The organism is Delftia sp. RIT313 (assembly GCF_000632165.1).
Lineage (GTDB): Bacteria > Pseudomonadota > Gammaproteobacteria > Burkholderiales > Burkholderiaceae_C > Comamonas > Comamonas acidovorans.
In genome coordinates this window covers 19,140-36,812 of sequence record NZ_JFYT01000033.1, presented here as the reverse complement: position 1 = coordinate 36,812, position 17,673 = coordinate 19,140, and the positions used below count along the sequence as shown (strand labels likewise).

General features: G+C 65.3%; 16 protein-coding genes. 8 read left to right on the top strand and 8 right to left on the bottom strand.

The window, feature by feature from the left end; translation table 11 throughout:
• The 7 genes from BW39_RS06795 to rpmH all read right to left on the bottom strand — a co-directional run bounded on the left by BW39_RS06795 (nucleotide 1) and on the right by rpmH (nucleotide 5,846).
• Complete coding sequence (locus BW39_RS06795) at nucleotides 1-753, bottom strand: hypothetical protein (RefSeq protein ID WP_034397495.1); 753 nt, start codon at nucleotides 751-753, stop codon at nucleotides 1-3.
• Between the two features lie 176 nt (nucleotides 754-929).
• Nucleotides 930-1,409: a Crp/Fnr family transcriptional regulator gene (locus BW39_RS06790; protein WP_012207851.1), complete on the bottom strand. Its 480-nt coding sequence runs from the start codon at nucleotides 1,407-1,409 to the stop codon at nucleotides 930-932.
• Between the two features lie 218 nt (nucleotides 1,410-1,627).
• The gene (gene mnmE, locus BW39_RS06785; RefSeq protein WP_043820664.1) at nucleotides 1,628-3,049 is read right to left on the bottom strand and encodes a tRNA uridine-5-carboxymethylaminomethyl(34) synthesis GTPase MnmE; all 1,422 of its coding nucleotides are present in this window, start codon (nucleotides 3,047-3,049) and stop codon (nucleotides 1,628-1,630) included.
• Nucleotides 3,050-3,147: 98 nt separating this feature from the next.
• Complete coding sequence (gene yidC / locus BW39_RS06780) at nucleotides 3,148-4,860, bottom strand: membrane protein insertase YidC (protein WP_012207853.1); 1,713 nt, start codon at nucleotides 4,858-4,860, stop codon at nucleotides 3,148-3,150.
• Nucleotides 4,857-5,147 (bottom strand): membrane protein insertion efficiency factor YidD, encoded by a 291-nt coding sequence (gene yidD / locus BW39_RS30115; protein ID WP_081816139.1) that lies wholly within the window; start codon nucleotides 5,145-5,147, stop codon nucleotides 4,857-4,859. The genes yidC and yidD overlap by 4 nt, the downstream gene beginning before the upstream one ends.
• Nucleotides 5,144-5,653: a ribonuclease P protein component gene (locus BW39_RS06775; protein WP_012207855.1), complete on the bottom strand. Its 510-nt coding sequence runs from the start codon at nucleotides 5,651-5,653 to the stop codon at nucleotides 5,144-5,146. Before BW39_RS06775 ends, yidD begins: the two co-directional genes overlap by 4 nt.
• Nucleotides 5,654-5,711: 58 nt before the next feature.
• Nucleotides 5,712-5,846 (bottom strand): 50S ribosomal protein L34, encoded by a 135-nt coding sequence (gene rpmH, locus BW39_RS06770; protein ID WP_012207856.1) that lies wholly within the window; start codon nucleotides 5,844-5,846, stop codon nucleotides 5,712-5,714.
• 414 nt (nucleotides 5,847-6,260) lie between these two features.
• Here rpmH and dnaA point away from each other — a divergent pair, with 414 nt between their 5' ends.
• The 3 genes from dnaA (at nucleotide 6,261) to gyrB (ending at nucleotide 11,689) form a co-directional block, all read left to right on the top strand.
• Nucleotides 6,261-7,667 (top strand): chromosomal replication initiator protein DnaA, encoded by a 1,407-nt coding sequence (dnaA, locus tag BW39_RS06765; protein WP_012201941.1) that lies wholly within the window; start codon nucleotides 6,261-6,263, stop codon nucleotides 7,665-7,667.
• 121 nt (nucleotides 7,668-7,788) lie between these two features.
• Nucleotides 7,789-8,907, top strand: a complete 1,119-nt coding sequence (dnaN, locus tag BW39_RS06760) for a DNA polymerase III subunit beta (RefSeq protein WP_012201942.1) — start codon at nucleotides 7,789-7,791, stop codon at nucleotides 8,905-8,907.
• Between the two features lie 202 nt (nucleotides 8,908-9,109).
• Nucleotides 9,110-11,689, top strand: coding sequence for a DNA topoisomerase (ATP-hydrolyzing) subunit B (gene gyrB, locus BW39_RS06755; protein ID WP_012201943.1), 2,580 nt, complete (start codon nucleotides 9,110-9,112; stop codon nucleotides 11,687-11,689).
• A gap of 326 nt (nucleotides 11,690-12,015) precedes the next feature.
• Here gyrB and BW39_RS06750 read toward each other — a convergent pair whose 3' ends face one another.
• Entirely contained in the window at nucleotides 12,016-12,945 is a 930-nt protein-coding gene (locus BW39_RS06750; RefSeq protein ID WP_043820663.1) for a LysR family transcriptional regulator, read from the bottom strand.
• A gap of 239 nt (nucleotides 12,946-13,184) precedes the next feature.
• Here BW39_RS06750 and BW39_RS06745 point away from each other — a divergent pair, with 239 nt between their 5' ends.
• Genes BW39_RS06745 through BW39_RS06725 form a run of 5 tightly spaced genes read left to right on the top strand, consistent with a single transcriptional unit; the run spans nucleotide 13,185 to nucleotide 17,558 of the window.
• Nucleotides 13,185-13,973: a 5-oxoprolinase subunit PxpA gene (locus tag BW39_RS06745; RefSeq protein WP_043820660.1), complete on the top strand. Its 789-nt coding sequence runs from the start codon at nucleotides 13,185-13,187 to the stop codon at nucleotides 13,971-13,973.
• Nucleotides 13,974-14,026: 53 nt separating this feature from the next.
• The gene (locus BW39_RS06740) at nucleotides 14,027-14,275 is read left to right on the top strand and encodes an acetyl-CoA carboxylase (protein ID WP_012201946.1); all 249 of its coding nucleotides are present in this window, start codon (nucleotides 14,027-14,029) and stop codon (nucleotides 14,273-14,275) included.
• A gap of 10 nt (nucleotides 14,276-14,285) precedes the next feature.
• Nucleotides 14,286-15,683, top strand: a complete 1,398-nt coding sequence (locus BW39_RS06735; protein WP_043820659.1) for an acetyl-CoA carboxylase biotin carboxylase subunit — start codon at nucleotides 14,286-14,288, stop codon at nucleotides 15,681-15,683.
• A complete protein-coding gene (locus BW39_RS06730) occupies nucleotides 15,680-16,591 on the top strand; it encodes a 5-oxoprolinase subunit B family protein (RefSeq protein WP_043820657.1) in 912 nt (303 codons plus the stop codon). Before BW39_RS06735 ends, BW39_RS06730 begins: the two co-directional genes overlap by 4 nt.
• Nucleotides 16,581-17,558, top strand: a complete 978-nt coding sequence (locus BW39_RS06725; protein ID WP_043820654.1) for a biotin-dependent carboxyltransferase family protein — start codon at nucleotides 16,581-16,583, stop codon at nucleotides 17,556-17,558. Before BW39_RS06730 ends, BW39_RS06725 begins: the two co-directional genes overlap by 11 nt.
• The last annotated feature ends 115 nt before the right edge of the window (nucleotides 17,559-17,673 follow it).

The window sequence follows — 17,673 nt, the reverse complement described above, 5'->3', positions numbered from 1 at the left end:
TCAGCGCAGTTCGCCGTACTGGGTGACGCCCAGGTCCAGGTGGTCCAGCGTGCTATGGGGAAAGTCCGCACCGCGATCGCCTGCGCCCGGCCCGAGCAAGGGGCCCGAGCGGCGCACACCAGCGGGAGCCGCTGCAGCAGAGCCTGCAGAACCCGCTCCCCGCCCGGCTGCGGGCATGGCCGCCACGGCGAGCTTGAAGGCCGCCATTTCCTGATCGTCTATGGGTTCGAAGGGCGCCATGTCCTGCCTGCGGCGCTGGGGCGCTGCCGCCTCCATCGAGGCCGCCACCGGCACGGCCATGGGCGGGGCAGGACGCGGTGCGCGCGTCGCTGCGGAATGCACCTGGGCTTGGGCCTGGGCTGCAGCGTTCTGGTCGCTGACCCGCCAGTACACGGCCGTCACGACCGCGCCCATGCGGGCCTTGGCCGCCTGGGCCAGCATGGCCTCGATCTCGCTGAGCCGCGCGGTTTCGCTGGCATAGGCCCGCGCCAGGTCCATCATCACCACGAAGCGCTGGCCCACGTTGTCCAGCGAGAGCACCTTGAACTTGTAGCTGGCCGACAACACACCGGCACGCACCATGACATCGCGCACCACACCATAGAGCTGCTCACGGCGCTCGGAACGCTCGCTGCGGCGCCCGCCGGGCCCTGCATCACGACGCGCCACGGCACTGGCCTGGCCATCGTCTCCGGGCGAACCACGGCCCTGCTCCGGCACAGGCTTGCGGGAAAACCAGTTGAACACAGACATGGGGGCTCTCATTGTCACGAATAGTCACAAACTCGCGGCATTGTGCCTGCAACTTTGCGACATTTCGAGCACGGGCGCAGCAAAACCGCTGTATCAATTTGTCGCAGCGCAAAGGCCGGCCTGTCACCGCCCCGCGCCCGCACAGCGCCCCGCCCCAGGTGCTGCCCGGGAGCCTTTCAGGTACTGGCCACCCGGCGGCGGCTGTCCACCGCACGGCGGGCAAGCACCTGGCCGGCCGCCATGACCAGGGCCAGCGCCACACCGGGCTGGCGATTGCTGAGTTCGGCGAAGCGCATGGCCGTCAGGCACCAAAGCCGTCCCGGCGCAGCCGCCTGCACAGTGGCATGGCGCGCACGGTGGGCGAAGAAGGCGCCCTCGCCCAGGATGGAACCCGGGCCGACGATGGCCAGGCGGATGCGCTCCTTCGCATCCTGGTAGTGCACGCTGAGGCTGCCGGACTCCACGAAGTACAGATTGCGGTCCAGCGAACCTTCGGCAAACAGCAGCTCGCCCGCCGCCAGCGTGACCGGCACCAGGTAGGGCGCCAGCAGATCCCATTGCTCCAAGGTCAGCGCGTTCTGCACACCATCGACAGCCACGGCCGACGACATGGCCTGGGCCAGTGGCCGCAAATCATTGTGGGAGGAAGAAGACATGGCGGATCCGGTTCGAATTGGGCCGCGCACCCGCGCCAGGGCTGCGCCCGGCGGCAGGCAGCGACGAGGGCCGCTGCGGCACGCCGCATGCTAAGCGACGGCAGCGGGCACGCCAATGCCGACAAGCGGGTTTTCGGCGGCAAATTTTGTAGCAAAAGATAAGTATTGCAGCAACTCTGCTGGCTGTGCGAATGGGTCGGGGCCATCCGGCAGCCCGGTCACTTGCCGATGCAGAAGCTGGAAAAGATCACGCCCAGCAGATCGTCGGAGCTGAATTCCCCGGTGATGGAGTTCAGCGAGACCTGGGCCAGGCGCAGTTCCTCGGCCAGCAAGTCCAGGTGGGCGGCCTGGGCCGCCAGCTGCAGCTCGGCCTCCTGCAGGTGGGTGGCCACGGCCTGCAGTGCCTCCACATGGCGCGCGCGCGCCAGGTACAGGCCTTCTGGGGCCGACTGCCAGCCGGCCACGTCCAGCAGGCGCCGGCGCAGGGCATCCAGGCCGTCGCCCGTGCGTGCCGACAGTGCCACGCTGCCTTCACGGCCGCCATGCGCCTGCATCTGAGCGGGTTCCGCGCGATCAGTCTTGTTCCAGACGTCGATGACGGGCACCTGGCGCGGCAGCTTCTGGGCCAGGGTTTCGGCAATGGCGGCATCGGCCGCCAGGTAGTCGTGCTCGCCCATGCGTGTGAGGTCGTGCAGGAAGAGCACGGCATCGGCCGCGGCGATCTCGTCCCAGGCGCGCGCGATGCCGATGCGCTCGACCTCGTCGCTGCTCTCGCGCAGGCCTGCCGTGTCGATCACATGCAGGGGCACGCCCTCGATCTGGATGGTCTGCTGCACCTTGTCGCGCGTGGTGCCGGCAATCGGGGTGACGATGGCCAGCTCCGCACCGGCCAGCGCGTTGAGCAGCGAGCTCTTGCCCGCGTTGGGCTGGCCCGCGATCACGACCTTGATGCCTTCGCGCAACAGCGCACCCTGGTGGGCGCGCGACAGCACCTGGTCCAGCTTGCCGCGCAGCCGCGCGAGCTGGCCGCTGGCATCGGCCTTTTGCAGGAAGTCGATCTCTTCCTCGGGAAAGTCCAGCGTGGCCTCGACCAGCATGCGCAGGTGCACCAGCGCATCGCGCAGGCCATGGATTTCCTCGGAAAAAGCGCCCGACAGCGAACGGCTCGCACTGCGCGCGGCGGCCTCGGTGCTGGCGTCGATCAGGTCGGCAATGGCCTCGGCCTGGGCCAGGTCGATCTTGTCGTTGAGAAAGGCACGCTCGGTGAATTCACCGGGCTGGGCCAGGCGCAGGCCCGGCAGCACGCTGCGATGGTCTTCGCCAGAGGCTTGCGCAGCCTCCAGGCAGCGCGCCAGCAGCAGTTGCAGAACGACGGGGCCGCCGTGGGCCTGCAACTCCAGCACATCCTCGCCGGTATAGCTGTGCGGCGCCGGGAAGAACAGGGCCAGGCCGTGGTCGATGGGGCCGCCCTGGGCATCGCGAAACGGCAGATAGGTGGCCTCGCGCGGCTTGAGGTCGCGCCCGCACAGCGCCCGCACCAGCGGCGCCACGCCCTTGCCGGACACACGCACGATGCCCACGGCACCCCGCCCCGGGGCGGTGGCGATGGCGGCGATGGGGTCGTTGTGGCGGGGCAGCATGGATGGAGCTTTCTTGGGAGGGATTTCAGGCCGCCGATGATAGGCCGCCCATGAAAAAGCCCGCCGAAGCGGGCTTTGGAGCAAGGGCCTTCGCAGGCTTACTTGGCCGGCGTGGACTTGCCGAATTTGGGCAGGTTGAACTGCGGCGGCACGCCCATGCGGGTGTTGATGATCCACTGCTGGGCGATGGACAGGATGTTGTTCGTCAGCCAGTACAGCACCAGGCCGGCCGGGAAGAAGAAGAACATCACGCTGAAGACCAGGGGCATGATCCACATCATCTTGGCCTGCATCGGATCCGGCGGAGCGGGGTTCAGCGCCGTCTGCAGCAGCGAGGACAGGGTCATCAGCACGGGCAGGATGAACAGAGGATCCTTGGCCGACAGGTCAGTGATCCAGCCGATCCAGGGCGCGTTGCGGATTTCCACGCTGGACAGCAGCACCCAGTACAGCGCGATGAATACCGGGATCTGGATGATGATGGGCAGGCAGCCGCCCATGGGGTTGACCTTTTCCTCGCGGTAGATGCGCATCATCTCCTGCTGCATCTGCTGGGGCTTGTCCTTGAGACGCTCACGCATTTCCATGATGCGCGGGTTGATGGCCTTCATCTTGGCCATCGAGGAGTAGGCCTTGGCATTGAGCCAGTAGAAGGCGATCTTCAGCAGCAGCACCAGGGCCACGATGGACCAGCCCCAGTTGCCCAGGAAGCCGTGCAGCTTGTCCAGCAGCCAGTACAGCGGCTTGGCCAGGATGGTCAGCCAGCCATAGTCCTTGACCAGCTCCAGCCCGGGCGCCAGCGATTCCAGGCGCTTTTCGATCTGGGGACCGGCGAACAGGCGCGCTTCCACGCTCTTGCTCTGGCCAGGCTCGATGGTGCCCACCGGCGTGATCATGCCGACGGCGTAGAGGTTGTTGTCCACCTTGCGCAGGAAGTTGTCGCGCTGGATGCCTTCGGCCAGCAGCCAGGCGCTGGCGAAGTAATGCTGGACCATGGCCACGTAGCCGCCCGAGGACGACTTCTCGACGCTGGCCTTGCCGCTCTCGATGTCCTTGAACTCGACCTTCTGGTACTTCTTCTCGTCGGTGTAGACGGCCGGGCCCGTGAAGGTGGAGTACATGGTGGACTGTTCGCCTTCGGGCTTGTTGCCGTCGCGCACCAGTTGCAGGTACAGCTGCGGGCTCACGGCCGCCGTGCCGGTGTTCACCACTTCATGGCGCACGCCGATGTCGTAGGCGCCGCGCTTGAGCGTCCAGATCTTGACCAGCTTCACGCCACCCATGTCGGGCGACTCGAAGCGCAGTTCCATCTGGTCTTCGCCGTCCTTGAGCTCGCGCGCGCCGGGCAGCGCGGTCATGGTCGTCTTGTGCGTGGGGAAACCGCCGCCGATCAGGCCCGACTGGCCCAGGTACACGCGGTGCACGCTCTCGTCGAACAGCACCACGGGCTTGTCCTTGTGCACGGAATCCGCGTACTTGAGCAGTTCGGCATGGCGCAGCGTGCCGCCCTGGCTGTCGAAGGTCAGGCGCAGCACGTCGGTGCTGATGGTGACGTTCTGGCGCGGGGCTGCCTCGGGCGCGGCGGCAGCGCCGCCAGGCACTTCGCCGGCACCGGCCGTTGCCGCAGCAGCCGCCGAGGGCACGCTGGCATCGCCGGGCGCCTTGCCCGTTTCAGGTGCCGGGGCCGTGGCGACGGCAGGCGCGGGGAAGAAAGTGGCCTTCTTGCCGCTGTGCACTTGCCATTTGTCCCATAGCAAGACCAGCGAAAAGCCAAATATCACCCACAGGATGGTGCGGCGAATATCGTTCATGAAGACTTCTTAGGTGAGGAAGGTTGGGTGTTTTCGGGCGCAGCCGTCAGGCTGGTGAACAGCCTGGGCTTTTGCTCTGGCACAGGGTCATGCCCCCCGTCACACCACGGATGACAGCGCGCCAGGCGGCGCAGCGTCAGGTAGGAGCCTACCGCAGCGCCGTGTTGCTCCAACGCTTCAAGGGAATAGGCCGAGCAGGTGGGCGTGAAGCGGCAGACCGAGCCCAGCCAGGGACTGAGCATCAGCCGATAGCCGCGCACCAGCGCCATCAGCAGCCGCTGCATCATGGCGCAACCCCGATGCTCTCGCCAGCGGCTGCGGCGCGTTCCTGTGCGGGCTGCGGCAGCTCGGGCGCAGGCTGCGACAGGCGTTTCGCCGCATAGGCGAACAACTGCTGCAGCTCGGCGCGCACGGCCTGCCGGAGCACATCAGAAGTGGCGCTCACGAACTGGCGCCGGTCAAAGCCCGAGCGCAGCCGCACCACATGGGCGCCTTGGAGCATCAGGGTCTCATGCTCGCTGCCCACGGCATAGATCTGCCGCTTGATAGTGTGTCGCGTCACCGAGCGGCGCGCCCAGCGCTTGGGCACCATGGCGCCCAGCCAGGCATCCTGGCGCACGGCGCCAACGCCGAACAGGGCCTGCGGGTCTTGCGACCCGGGCCCTGTCGGTGGCGCCATGGCGCCGCCCTGCTCCGTCAGAACGAGACGGTGCAGGGCGAAATGCGCGGTACGCGATACCGTACCGGCAGCCATGGCGGCCTGAAACTGCGGACGTGTTTTCAGCCGTTGCATGCCAGCACCCCGTTCAGGGGTTCAGTGCAGCGAGCAAACCGCCCAGCAATGGCCGGCCTTAGACGGCCAGACGCTTGCGGCCCTTGGCGCGGCGAGCGTTGATCACGGCGCGGCCGCCCTTGGTCTTCATGCGGACCAGAAAGCCGTGGGTGCGGGCGCGACGGGTCTTGGAGGGTTGGTAAGTACGTTTCATGTTGGTTCCTAGAGAAGGTTCAGTTTTGCACCGGTCCCGTATCCGGCACGCTACACGCAGTGCAGCCAGCAGCCGCCACAAAGGCAAACCGCCAGGCCACCTGCCAAAAATCTGCACGATGCACTTGCCATGTGCAGCCCAAGGAGCAACCCCGAGAGGTTTCGCCCAAGGCCGCCAGCGGCAGCATGCAGACCCGATGCAGACGGGCGGGACATATCACCCTGAACACATTCAGGGAAACCCGCGATTATCACAGCGTTGTCCACTTGATGCAATGCCCTTCGAACCCGAAGGATGCCTGCCCATTTTGCGACAAGGCGGAGGACAAGCTCCTGATATTTTGTGGATAACTTCCGCAAAAGCTACAATGGCAGCCTCGCAACAGTTCCTCCTATCCACAACTAGACTTCGACAATGACAGAGGAACCTACGAACGATGCAGGCCAGGGCCTGTGGCAAGTCTGCGTTGAGCAACTGGGGCAGGAAATGCCCGAACAGCAGTTCAACACCTGGATCAAGCCCCTGACCGCGCACGTCGCCGAAGACTTCTCCAAAGTCACCGTCTACGTGGCCAACCGCTTCAAGCTCGACTGGATCCGCGCCCAATATGCAGGCCGCATCTCGGCCATGCTGGAGTCGCTCTATGGCCAGCCGGTGACGCTTGAGTTGGCACTCGCTCAGCGGGAAAGCGTTGTGCGGACTTACGTCCGCCCCTCCTCCAGCGAGCGCTCGGCCCCGCCGGAAACCATTGTCACCTCGGTGCCCACGGTCACCAGCGAAGACGCGGCAGCGCCCGTCTTTCGCACGCGCCTGAACGCCGCGCTGACCTTCGAGACCCTGGTGGAAGGTACGGCCAACCGCATGGCACGCTCGGCCGCCATGCATGTGGCGGGCTCGCCCGGACACCTGTACAACCCGCTGTTCATCTACGGCGGCGTGGGCCTGGGCAAGACCCACCTGGTGCATGCCGTGGGCAACAAGCTGCTGGCCGACAAGCCCGACGCCAAAGTTCTCTACATCCACGCCGAGCAGTTCGTCTCGGATGTGGTCAAGGCCTACCAGCGCCGCACCTTTGACGAATTCAAGGAGCGTTACCACTCGCTGGATCTGCTGCTGATCGACGACGTGCAGTTCTTCGCCAACAAGGACCGCACGCAGGAGGAATTCTTCAACGCCTTCGAGGCGCTGCTGGCCAAGAAGAGCCACATCGTGATGACCTCGGACACCTATCCCAAGGGTCTGGCGAACATCCACGAGCGGCTGGTATCGCGCTTCGACTCCGGGCTGACGGTGGCCATCGAGCCGCCCGAGCTGGAGATGCGCGTGGCCATCCTGATCAACAAGGCCCGCGCCGAGAACGCCGAGATGCCCGAGGAAGTCGCCTTCTTCGTGGCCAAGAACGTGCGCTCCAACGTGCGCGAGCTCGAAGGCGCGCTGCGCAAGATCCTGGCCTATTCGCGCTTCAACCAGAAGGAAGTCTCCATCCAGCTGGCCCGCGAGGCCCTGCGCGATCTGCTGTCCATCCAGAACCGCCAGATCAGTGTGGAGAACATCCAGAAGACGGTGGCCGATTACTACAAGATCAAGGTGGCCGACATGTACAGCAAGAAGCGCCCGGCCAGCATCGCCCGGCCGCGCCAGATTGCCATGTACCTGGCCAAGGAATTGACCCAGAAGAGCCTGCCCGAGATCGGCGAGCTGTTCGGCGGGCGCGACCACACCACCGTGCTGCACGCGGTGCGCAAGATCGCCGGCGAACGCCAGCAACTGACCGAGCTGAACCAGCAGCTGCACGTGCTGGAGCAAACTCTCAAAGGTTGATGAAAACTCCCCCGTTCTGGTCGTATGTACGCGGCAAAATGGGGGATTCGAGCGGCAAGAGGGGGCTCATTTGTGAGCCGCCGCTCCTACCGAGACCCGCATCCTTAAATCAGAGGTTGACATGATCGTCCTGAAAGCCACACAAGACAAAGTTCTCGCGGTCCTGCAATCGGTGTCCGGCATCGTCGAACGCCGCCACACGCTGCCCATCCTGGCCAACGTGCTGATCAAGAAGACCGGCAACGCATTGCAGCTGACCACCAGCGACCTGGAAATCCAGATCCGCACCACCGCCGAGCTCGGCGGCGACACCGGCGACTTCACCACCACCGTGGGCGCGCGCAAGCTGATCGACATCCTCAAGACCATGCCCGGCGACCAGACCGTGAGCCTGGAGACCCAGCAGGCCAAGATGGTGCTCAAGGGCGGCAAGAGCCGCTTCACGCTGCAGACCCTGCCGGCCGAGGACTTCCCGCTGGTGCAGGAGGCTGCGGCCTTCGGCCCTTCCTTCAGCGTGCCGCAGAAGGTGCTCAAGGACCTGCTGGGCCAGGTCTCCTTCGCCATGGCCGTGCAGGACATCCGCTACTACCTCAACGGCATCCTGTTCGTGGCCGAGGGCAAGCAGCTGTCCCTGGTGGCCACCGACGGCCACCGCCTGGCGTTTGCAAGCAGCCAGCTGGACGTGGAAGTGCCCAAGCAGGAAGTGATCCTGCCGCGCAAGACCGTGCTGGAGCTGCAGCGCCTGTTGTCGGATGCCGGCGGCGAGAACCAGCCCCACATCGAGATGCAGTTCGCCAACAACCAGGCCAAGTTCACCTTTGGCGGCATGGAGTTCGTGACCAAGCTGGTCGAGGGCAAGTTCCCCGACTACAACCGTGTCATCCCGCGCAACCACACCAACAGCGTGACCCTGGGCCGCGCCCCGCTGCTGGCCAGCCTGCAGCGCACGGCCATCATGACCAGCGACAAGTTCAAGGGCGTGCGCCTGACGGTGGAGCCCGGCACCTTGCGCGTGGCGTCCAACAACGCCGAGCAGGAAGAGGCCATGGACGAGCTGGACATCGACTACGGTGGCGACACCATCGAGATCGGCTTCAACGTCACCTATCTGATCGACGCCTTGTCCAACATGAGCCAGGACATGATCAGGATCGACCTGCAGGACGGCAACAGCTCGGCCCTGCTGACCATCCCCGAGAACGACAGCTTCAAGTACGTCGTGATGCCCATGCGCATCTGACCGCGCGCCACACGACACCGATGCCTGACACATTGCGCAGCCCCTGCACCCGCCGCCCGGTGGCACAAGCCGGTGCACGGTGCGCAACCACCCTACCCGACTCGTAGCCCGCAGCGCGCGTCCCTACGCACCGCGCCAGCGGCCGAATCGAACATTTTCAAGCGAAGCGACAGCTTCCGACGGAACTACCCCAGGGCCTTCCATGACCGACGAGAACAAGCCAGAAAACCAGACCATTGCCCCCGAAGGCTCAGACTCCAGCGGCTATGGCGAAGGCGCGATCCAGATCCTCGAAGGCCTGGAGGCCGTGCGCAAGCGCCCCGGCATGTACATCGGCGATACCTCCGATGGCACGGGCCTGCACCACCTGGTCTTCGAAGTGGTGGACAACTCCATCGACGAAGCCCTGGCCGGCTACTGCGACGACATCCTGGTCACCATCCATGCCGATGGCTCCCTGTCCGTCATCGACAACGGCCGCGGCATCCCCACGCGCGTGAAGATGGACGACAAGCACGAGCCCAAGCGCTCGGCGGCCGAGATCGCCCTCACCGAACTGCACGCGGGCGGCAAGTTCAACCAGAACAGCTACAAGGTCTCGGGCGGCCTGCACGGCGTGGGCGTGTCCTGCGTGAACGCGCTGTCCATCTGGCTCAAGCTCAACGTGCGCCGCGATGGCGAGGTCTACGAAATCGACTTCTCGCGCGGCCACGTGCAGAACCGCCCGATCGAGATCGTGGACGGCGTCGAGGTCTCGCCCATGCGCGTGGTCGGCAAGAGCGACAAGCGCGGCACCAAGGTCCACTTCCTGCCCGACACGGAAATCTTCACGCAGAACCATGAGTTCCGCTACGAGATCCTGGCCAAGCGCCTGCGCGAACTGTCCTTCCTGAACAACGGCGTGCGCATCCGCCTCAAGGACGAGCGCGACGGCCGCGAAGACGACTTCTCCGGCGCCGGCGGCGTCATGGGATTCGTGCAGTTCATCAACGCCAACAAGAAGGTGCTGCACCCCACGGCCTTCCACGCCAACGGCACGCGTCCTGCGGAAAGCTACGGCGGCATCCCCGGCACCGAGATCGGCGTCGAAGTCGCCATGCAGTGGAACGACAGCTATGCCGAGCAGGTGCTGTGCTTCACCAACAACATCCCGCAGCGCGACGGCGGCACCCACCTGACGGGCCTGCGCGCCGCCATGACGCGCGTGATCGGCAAGTACATCGAGCAGAACGAACTGGCCAAGAAGGCCAAGGTCGAGGTCAGCGGCGACGACATGCGCGAAGGCCTGTGCTGCGTGCTGTCCGTCAAGGTGCCCGAACCCAAGTTCAGCAGCCAGACCAAGGACAAGCTGGTCTCCAGCGAAGTGCGCGCGCCCGTGGAGGACATCGTCGCCAAGGCGCTGACCGACTACCTGGAAGAAAAGCCCAACGACGCCAAGATCCTGTGCAGCAAGATCGTCGATGCCGCGCGTGCCCGCGAGGCCGCGCGCAAGGCCCGCGAGATGACGCGCCGCAAGGGCGTGCTCGACGGCATGGGCCTGCCCGGCAAGCTGGCCGACTGCCAGGAAAAGGACCCGGCGCTGTGCGAGATCTACATCGTCGAGGGTGACTCCGCCGGCGGCTCCGCCAAGCAAGGTCGCGACCGCAAGTTCCAGGCCATCCTGCCGCTGCGCGGCAAGATCCTGAACGTGGAAAAGGCCCGCTACGAAAAGCTGCTGACCAGCAACGAAATCGTCACCCTGATCACGGCCCTGGGCACCGGCATCGGCAAGGCCACGGCCGAATCGGGCAAGAGCGGCAGCGACGACTTCGACCCCAACAAGCTGCGCTACCACCGCATCATCATCATGACCGACGCGGACGTGGACGGCGCCCACATCCGCACCCTGCTGCTGACCTTCTTCTACCGCCAGATGCCGGACCTGGTCGAGCGCGGCCACATCTACATCGCCCAGCCGCCGCTGTACAAGGTCAAGAACGGCAAGGAAGAGCTCTACATCAAGGACGGCCCCGCGCTCAACCAGTACCTGCTGCGCATCGCACTGATGAACGCCAGCGTCAGCACCGGCGGAGCCAACCCGCGCACGCTGGACGGCGAGGAACTGGCCAAGCTGGCCAACATGCACCTGGCGGCAGAGACCGTCATCGACCGCCTGTCCAACTTCATGGATGCCGAGGCCCTGCGCGCCATCGCCGACGGCGTGCAGATCACGCTGGACAGCATCGAGGCGGCCCAGGCCTGCGCCCCCATCCTGGAGGCCAAGCTGCGCGAGTTGACCACCACGGGCGTGCCCGCCGAGGTCACGGCCGAAATCGATCCGGTCTCCGAAAAGCCCGTGCTGCGCATCAGCCGCCACCACCACGGCAACATCAAGAGCTCCATCCTCACCCAGGAGTTCGTGCGCAGCCACGACTACGCCGCGCTGGCCGACGAAGCCCAGAACTTCAACGGCCTTCTGGGCGAAGGCGCCAAGGTCACGCGTGGCGAGGGCGAAAAGGCCAAGAGCGACAAGGCCGGCGACTTCCGCCAAGCCATGCAATGGCTGCTGCACGAAGCCGAACGCACCACGGCCCGCCAGCGCTACAAGGGCCTGGGCGAAATGAACCCCGAGCAGCTGTGGGAAACCACCATGGACCCCACCGTGCGCAGCCTGCTGCAGGTGCAGATCGGCGACGCCATCGAGGCCGACCGCGTGTTCACCATGCTCATGGGCGATGAAGTGGAGCCACGCCGGGAATTCATCGAGACGAATGCGCTGCGGGCGGGCAATATCGACGTGTGATCGCGCAGGTTCTCCTCCATCTCGTAGAACCTTCGACGTCGCCATCGAGCTGTTGACCCTGCAGTGCGGCATTGGATTGCACAGCATGGCGCCAACAGCAACGCAAAGCCCGGGATCAGCATGCCACTGATACCCGGGCACCAGCGCATCGCCAGATCAAGCGTGCAAAACAACGGCTGGAAAGAGAATGTCGATCGATCCGAGAATCGCCGGCATTCTTCACCCGGGCCATGATGTGATGCCTCAATTGATTCATTCGCATGCGCGAGAAATTCGTTGGAAGCCGTTTTGCTGAATGCAGAAACGGGCATGTCCAAACAACGACATCAACCGCCGGGCCTCCTTCTGCCTTGATGCACGACCGGCTCGAGAAACAACTGCCGAAAGTAGTCGCGAAACGCCGTCATCGCTGGGGAAAATTCGATGCCTTGCTTCCACCCAAGCCCGATGTTCATCGTAGGCACGGCGTCGCGCAGACTGATGGTTTCAATGCGCTTTCCCTCCAGCGACCAAGGTCGATAAACCATATCCGAGAGAACGGTCACGCCTAGGCCATTCGCCACGGTGCTGCGCACTGCTTCTACCGAGCTCGTGCGCAGCCTGATCTGAGGCTGGTACGGCGTCTTGCTCCAATATTTCATTGCAGTGCCCGCAGCCTCGTCCACGGTGAGCAGGATGTAGGGCTCGGCCGCCACATCGGCCAGCGTGACTTCCGCCTTTTCGAGCAGCGCATGCTTGGCCGGCACCCACAGTCGGCGTTGCGAGCCAAAGAATGTCTCGAGCGACAGCTCGCGCAGCACCACATTGGAGGTGAGCAGTACTCCCATGTCGTATTGCTGCGTGATCAGCCCCTCCTCAATGGCTTCACGCACTACTTCGTGCACCTTGACCTTGATCTGCGGATGCAATTGCTCGAAACGCTGAAGGTGATGGGGCAAGAAGTAGCCGAGCACCGTGTAGGTGGCGGCAATGGTCAGCGTCCCCTCGACATTCACTCCCTCATGCGGCATGTGGACCGCCTCGTCTGCAGCCGAGAGCACGGCATAGGCATGGCTCAGAAACCGCCGTCCGGCCCGGGTCAGTTCCACGCCATGAGGCTGTCGCTCAAACAGCTGCTGCCCCAGCATTTCCTCCAGCTCCCGGACTGCCGTGGTCACCGCCGATTGCGAGATGTTGAGTTGCAGTGCCGCATGTGAGATGCGCCCCACTTCGGCCACCGCCGTGAAGTATTTGAGCTGGCGAAGGGTCAGAGACATGGTGCGGTCTTCCTGGGGTATTTACTTATCTCTCAAAAATTACATGCCAGCGCGCGCAAATCCGATACCGAGGATTCACTGATCTGCAGGGTAGCGTTCATTGCAGGCAGTCGGCGTATCTGTTTTTCAGATATCGCATCGCCTGTAAATAATGCTTTTCAGCCGATTTTCAGCTGACTAATCTTCACCTTGTCCCGCATTGCTGCCATCTGGCCGTGCCAACAACACAAGGCAAAAACGTGAAGAAGACGCTGATTGATCTGAACTCCGACATGGGCGAAAGCTTCGGTCCATGGGCCATCGGCGATGGTGTGGACCAGGAATTGATGCCGTTGATCAGTTCGGCCAATATCGCCACAGGCTTTCATGCGGGTGATCCGAACATCATGCGCAAGACGGTGTTGTTGGCCCGGGAAAACGGCGTGGGCATCGGCGCGCACCCGGGCTTTCGCGACCTCGTGGGCTTCGGGCGCCGCCATATCAATGCACCGGCCGACGAGCTGGTGAACGACATGGTCTACCAGCTCGGCGCGCTGCGCGAATTCGCGCGGCTGGCCGGCATGACGCTGCAGCACATCAAGCCGCACGGCGCGCTCTACATGCATGCGGCGCGCGACGAGGCGCTGTCGCGCGCACTCGTCACGGCCCTGCAGCAGATCGAACCGACGCTGCGCCTGTTCTGCATGGAATCGTCCGTCACCTTCCAGGTGGCGCGCGAATTGGGCCAGCCCGTGGCGCGCGAGTTCTATGCCGACCGCGACTACGACCTGAGCGGCTCCATCGTCTTCACCCGCCGCGTCGGCGCGCTCGACCCCGAGGCCGTGGCCGCCAAGGTGCTGCGCGCCTGCACCGAAGGCGTGGTGCGCACGGTCGAAGGCCAGGACCTGGCGATCGGCTTCGACTCGGTGTGCATCCACAGCGACACGCCCGGCGCGCTGGCGCTCGTGCAGGCCACGCGCCGCGCACTGGCCGAGCACGGCATCGAAGTTGCAGGTTTTGCCGGTGCGGCTGCGCCGGCGCAGCCTTGAGTTTTCCGTTCTTCCCGCTTTCGTTCCTGTTCCCGCTTTCCAGGAGTGCATCGATGCCCGCTACCCATGAAGTCCTGAGCCCGCTGCCGGGCACCTTCTACCGCCGTTCGGCGCCTGACGCGCCGCCATTCAAGGCCGAAGGCGACACCGTGGCCGTGGGCGATGTGATCGGCCTGGTCGAGGTGATGAAGCAGTTCAGCGAAGTCACGGCCGACGTGGCCGGACGGCTGCGGGGCTTTGCCGTGGAGAACGGCGAACCCGTCGATCCTGGCCAAGCGCTGGCCGTCATCGAAACGGCGTGAGGCCCGGACCATGACCGCCGCATTCGACAAGCTGCTAATCGCCAACCGCGGCGAGATCGCGGTGCGCATCATCCGCGCCGCGAAGGAACTGGGCCTCAAGACCGTCGCCGTCTACAGCGACGCTGACGCGCAAAGCCTCGCGGTGCGCATGGCCGACGAAGCCGTGCGCATTGGCCCGGCGCATGCCACCAGGAGCTATCTGAGCGTAGACGCCATTCTTGAAGCGGCAGCCGACAGCGGCGCCGGCGCCGTGCATCCGGGCTACGGTTTCCTGTCGGAGAACGCCGCGTTCGCCGAGCGCATCGAGGGCGCGGGTCTGGTGTTCGTCGGCCCGACACCGCACGCGATCCGCACCATGGGCGACAAGGCCGCCGCGCGCGCCGCGGCCATGAAGGCCGGCGTGCCCACCGTGCCCGGCAGCGTGGGGGCAGTGACAGATGCCGACACCGCCGTTGCGGTGGCAAAGGACATCGGCTACCCCATCATGATCAAGGCCTCGGCCGGCGGGGGCGGGCGCGGCATTCGCGTGGCGCACGACGAAGCCAAGCTGCGCCAGCAGTTCGCCACCGCCACGGCGGAGGCGCAGGCCGCTTTCGGCAACGGCGAGGTGTACCTCGAACGCTTCATCCGCCAGGCGCGCCACATCGAGGTGCAGATCCTGGGCGACGGCCAGCGCGTGGTTCACTGCTTCGAGCGCGAATGCTCGCTGCAGCGACGCCGCCAGAAAGTGTGGGAAGAAGCGCCCTCGGCCGCCATCAGCGAGGCCACGCGCGCGGCGCTGTGCGAATCGGCGCTGCGGCTGGCCCATGCCGTGGCCTACCGCGGCGCGGGCACGCTCGAATACCTGTACGACGACGACACGCGCGAGTTCTTCTTCATCGAGATGAACACGCGCATCCAGGTCGAGCACCCCGTCACCGAGATGATCACCGGCATCGACCTCGTGAAGGAGATGCTGCGCATCGCGCTGGGCCAGCCGCTGCGCCTGCAGCAGGAAGACATCCGGCTGACCGGCGCGGCCATCGAGGTGCGCATCAACGCCGAGAACGCCGCGAAGAACTTCATGCCCAGCCCGGGCCTCGTGTCGCAGCTCGTGGTGCCGGGCGGCCCCGGCGTGCGCTTCGACACCATGCTGTTCCCCGGCTGCACCGTGCCGGCGTACTACGACTCGCTGCTGGGCAAGCTGATTGTGCACGACACCGATCGCGCCGGCGCGCTGGCCCGCATGCGGCGCGCGCTCGACGAGCTGCAGGTCGAAGGCATCCACACCACGATCCCGCTGCACCGCGCACTGTGCGAGGACGCGGGCGTGGCGCAGGCCGCATTCCACACGGGCTTTCTCGAAACCTGGCTGGCGTTGAATCCGCTGGCCGACGCACCCGCCCCACTTGCGGAGGTGACCGCATGACCGCTGCCAGCACCCTCCCCACCCAGGCCCGCTACAGCTTCGGCGGCGACGAGCACCTGTTCGTCGAGATCAGCGAAGAGATGTCGCTGCCCGCGTTCTTCAAAGGCATGGCCATCTGCAATGAGCTGCGCCGCCGCGCACAGGCGGGCGAGATCACGGGCGTGACCGAGATCTGTCCCGCCAACGCCGCCTACCTCGTGCGCTTCGATCCCGATGCGATCGCGCCCGACGCACTGCTCGCCATGCTCAAAGACATCGAAGCGGGCCTGGGCGATGCCGACCTGCAGATGCAGACGCGCATCGTCGAGATTCCCGTGCTCTACAACGACCCGTGGACGCACGAGACGCTGATGCGCTTTCGCGAGCGGCACCAGGACCCGTCGGGCACCGACATCGAGTACGCGGCGCGCATCAACGGCCACGTCTCGGTCGAGGCCTTCATCGAGGCGCACTCGTCGGCGCCCTGGTTCGTGTCGATGGTCGGCTTCGTGGCCGGCCTGCCCTTTCTGTTCCAGATGGTCGAGCGCCAGCGCCAGATCCAGGTGCCCAAGTACCTGAGCCCGCGCACCGACACGCCCAGGCTCACGCTGGGCCACGGCGGTTGCTTCAGCTGCATCTACTCGGTGCGTGGTGCGGGCGGCTACCAGATGTTCGGTGTCACGCCCGCGCCCATCTTCGACCCGGCGCAACGGCTGTCCTACCTGAAGGAGCTGATGGTGTTCTTCCAGCCCGGCGACATCGTCAAGTACAAGCCCATTGACCGCGCCGAGTACGACCGCCAGATCGCGCAGGTCGAGGCCGGCACCTACGCGCTGCGCATCGCGCCAGTGTCGTTCTCGCTCAACGATTTCCTGGCCGACCCGGGCGGCTACAACCAACAGCTCCTGAAAGTGCTCCATGGCGATTGAAGTGCTCAAGCCCGGCCTCGCGACCAGCGTGCAGGACGCCGGCCGCCCCGGCTACTACCACCTGGGCATTCCGCTGTCGGGTGCGCTCGACCAGCAAAGCCTGGTGCTCGCAAACCTGCTGGTCGGCAACGACGAAGGGGCGGCCGTCATCGAAAGCACGCTGCTCGGGCCCGAGCTGCAGTTCGACGCGCCCGCGCTGGTGGCCGTGACCGGCGCCGACGCGAAGATCAAGCTCAACGGCAATGAGGTGCCACGCAATACCGCATTCGCGGTGCAGGCCGGCGACAGGCTCGGCTTCGACTTCATGAAGCTCGGCGCGCGCATGTGCATCGCCGTGGCCGGCGGCATCGACGTGCCGGTGGTGCTGGGCAGCCGCTCGACCTATGGCCTGGGCGCATTCGGCGGCTTCAACGGACGCAAGCTGCTGGCCGGCGACAGACTGCCCGTGGGAGTACCGTCCGCCGCCGCCCGCGCGGGTCGCACGGTGCAGGCCGCATTGCTGCCGGTGCTCGACAAGGAAGTGGTCCTGCGTGTGCTGCCGGGCATCTACTTTCACCGACTGCAGGAGGTGTCGGTGCAAAGCTTCTTCGCCGACACCTGGACCGTCGGTTCCGAAGCCGACCGCATCGGCTACCGCTACAAGAACGGCACGCCGCTGAAGTTCCACGAGCGCACGCCGCCATTCGGCGCGGGCGACGACCCGTCGAACATCGTCGATGCGGGCTACCCATACGGTTCCATCCAGGTGCCGGGCGGACGCGAACCGATCATCCTGCACCGTGATGCGGTCTCGGGCGGCGGCTACGCGATGGTGGGCACCGTCATCAGCGCCGACATGGATCTCATCGCCCAGATGCAGCCAAACCACAAGGCACGCTTTGTCGAAGTCGATATGGCGCAGGCGCTCGAAGCACGCGCCGAGCGGCGGCGAAGCATCGAGCGCTTGCGTGCAGCGCTCGCGGCCTGAGCGCGACCCTTTTCGTCCCTCTCAAGAGAGCCGATGACAACCAAGGAAGCGGTCGAGTTCGCCACGCTCGAATGGGTTGCGTCGTTCAACCGCCATCGCCCGCCTGGACCCATCG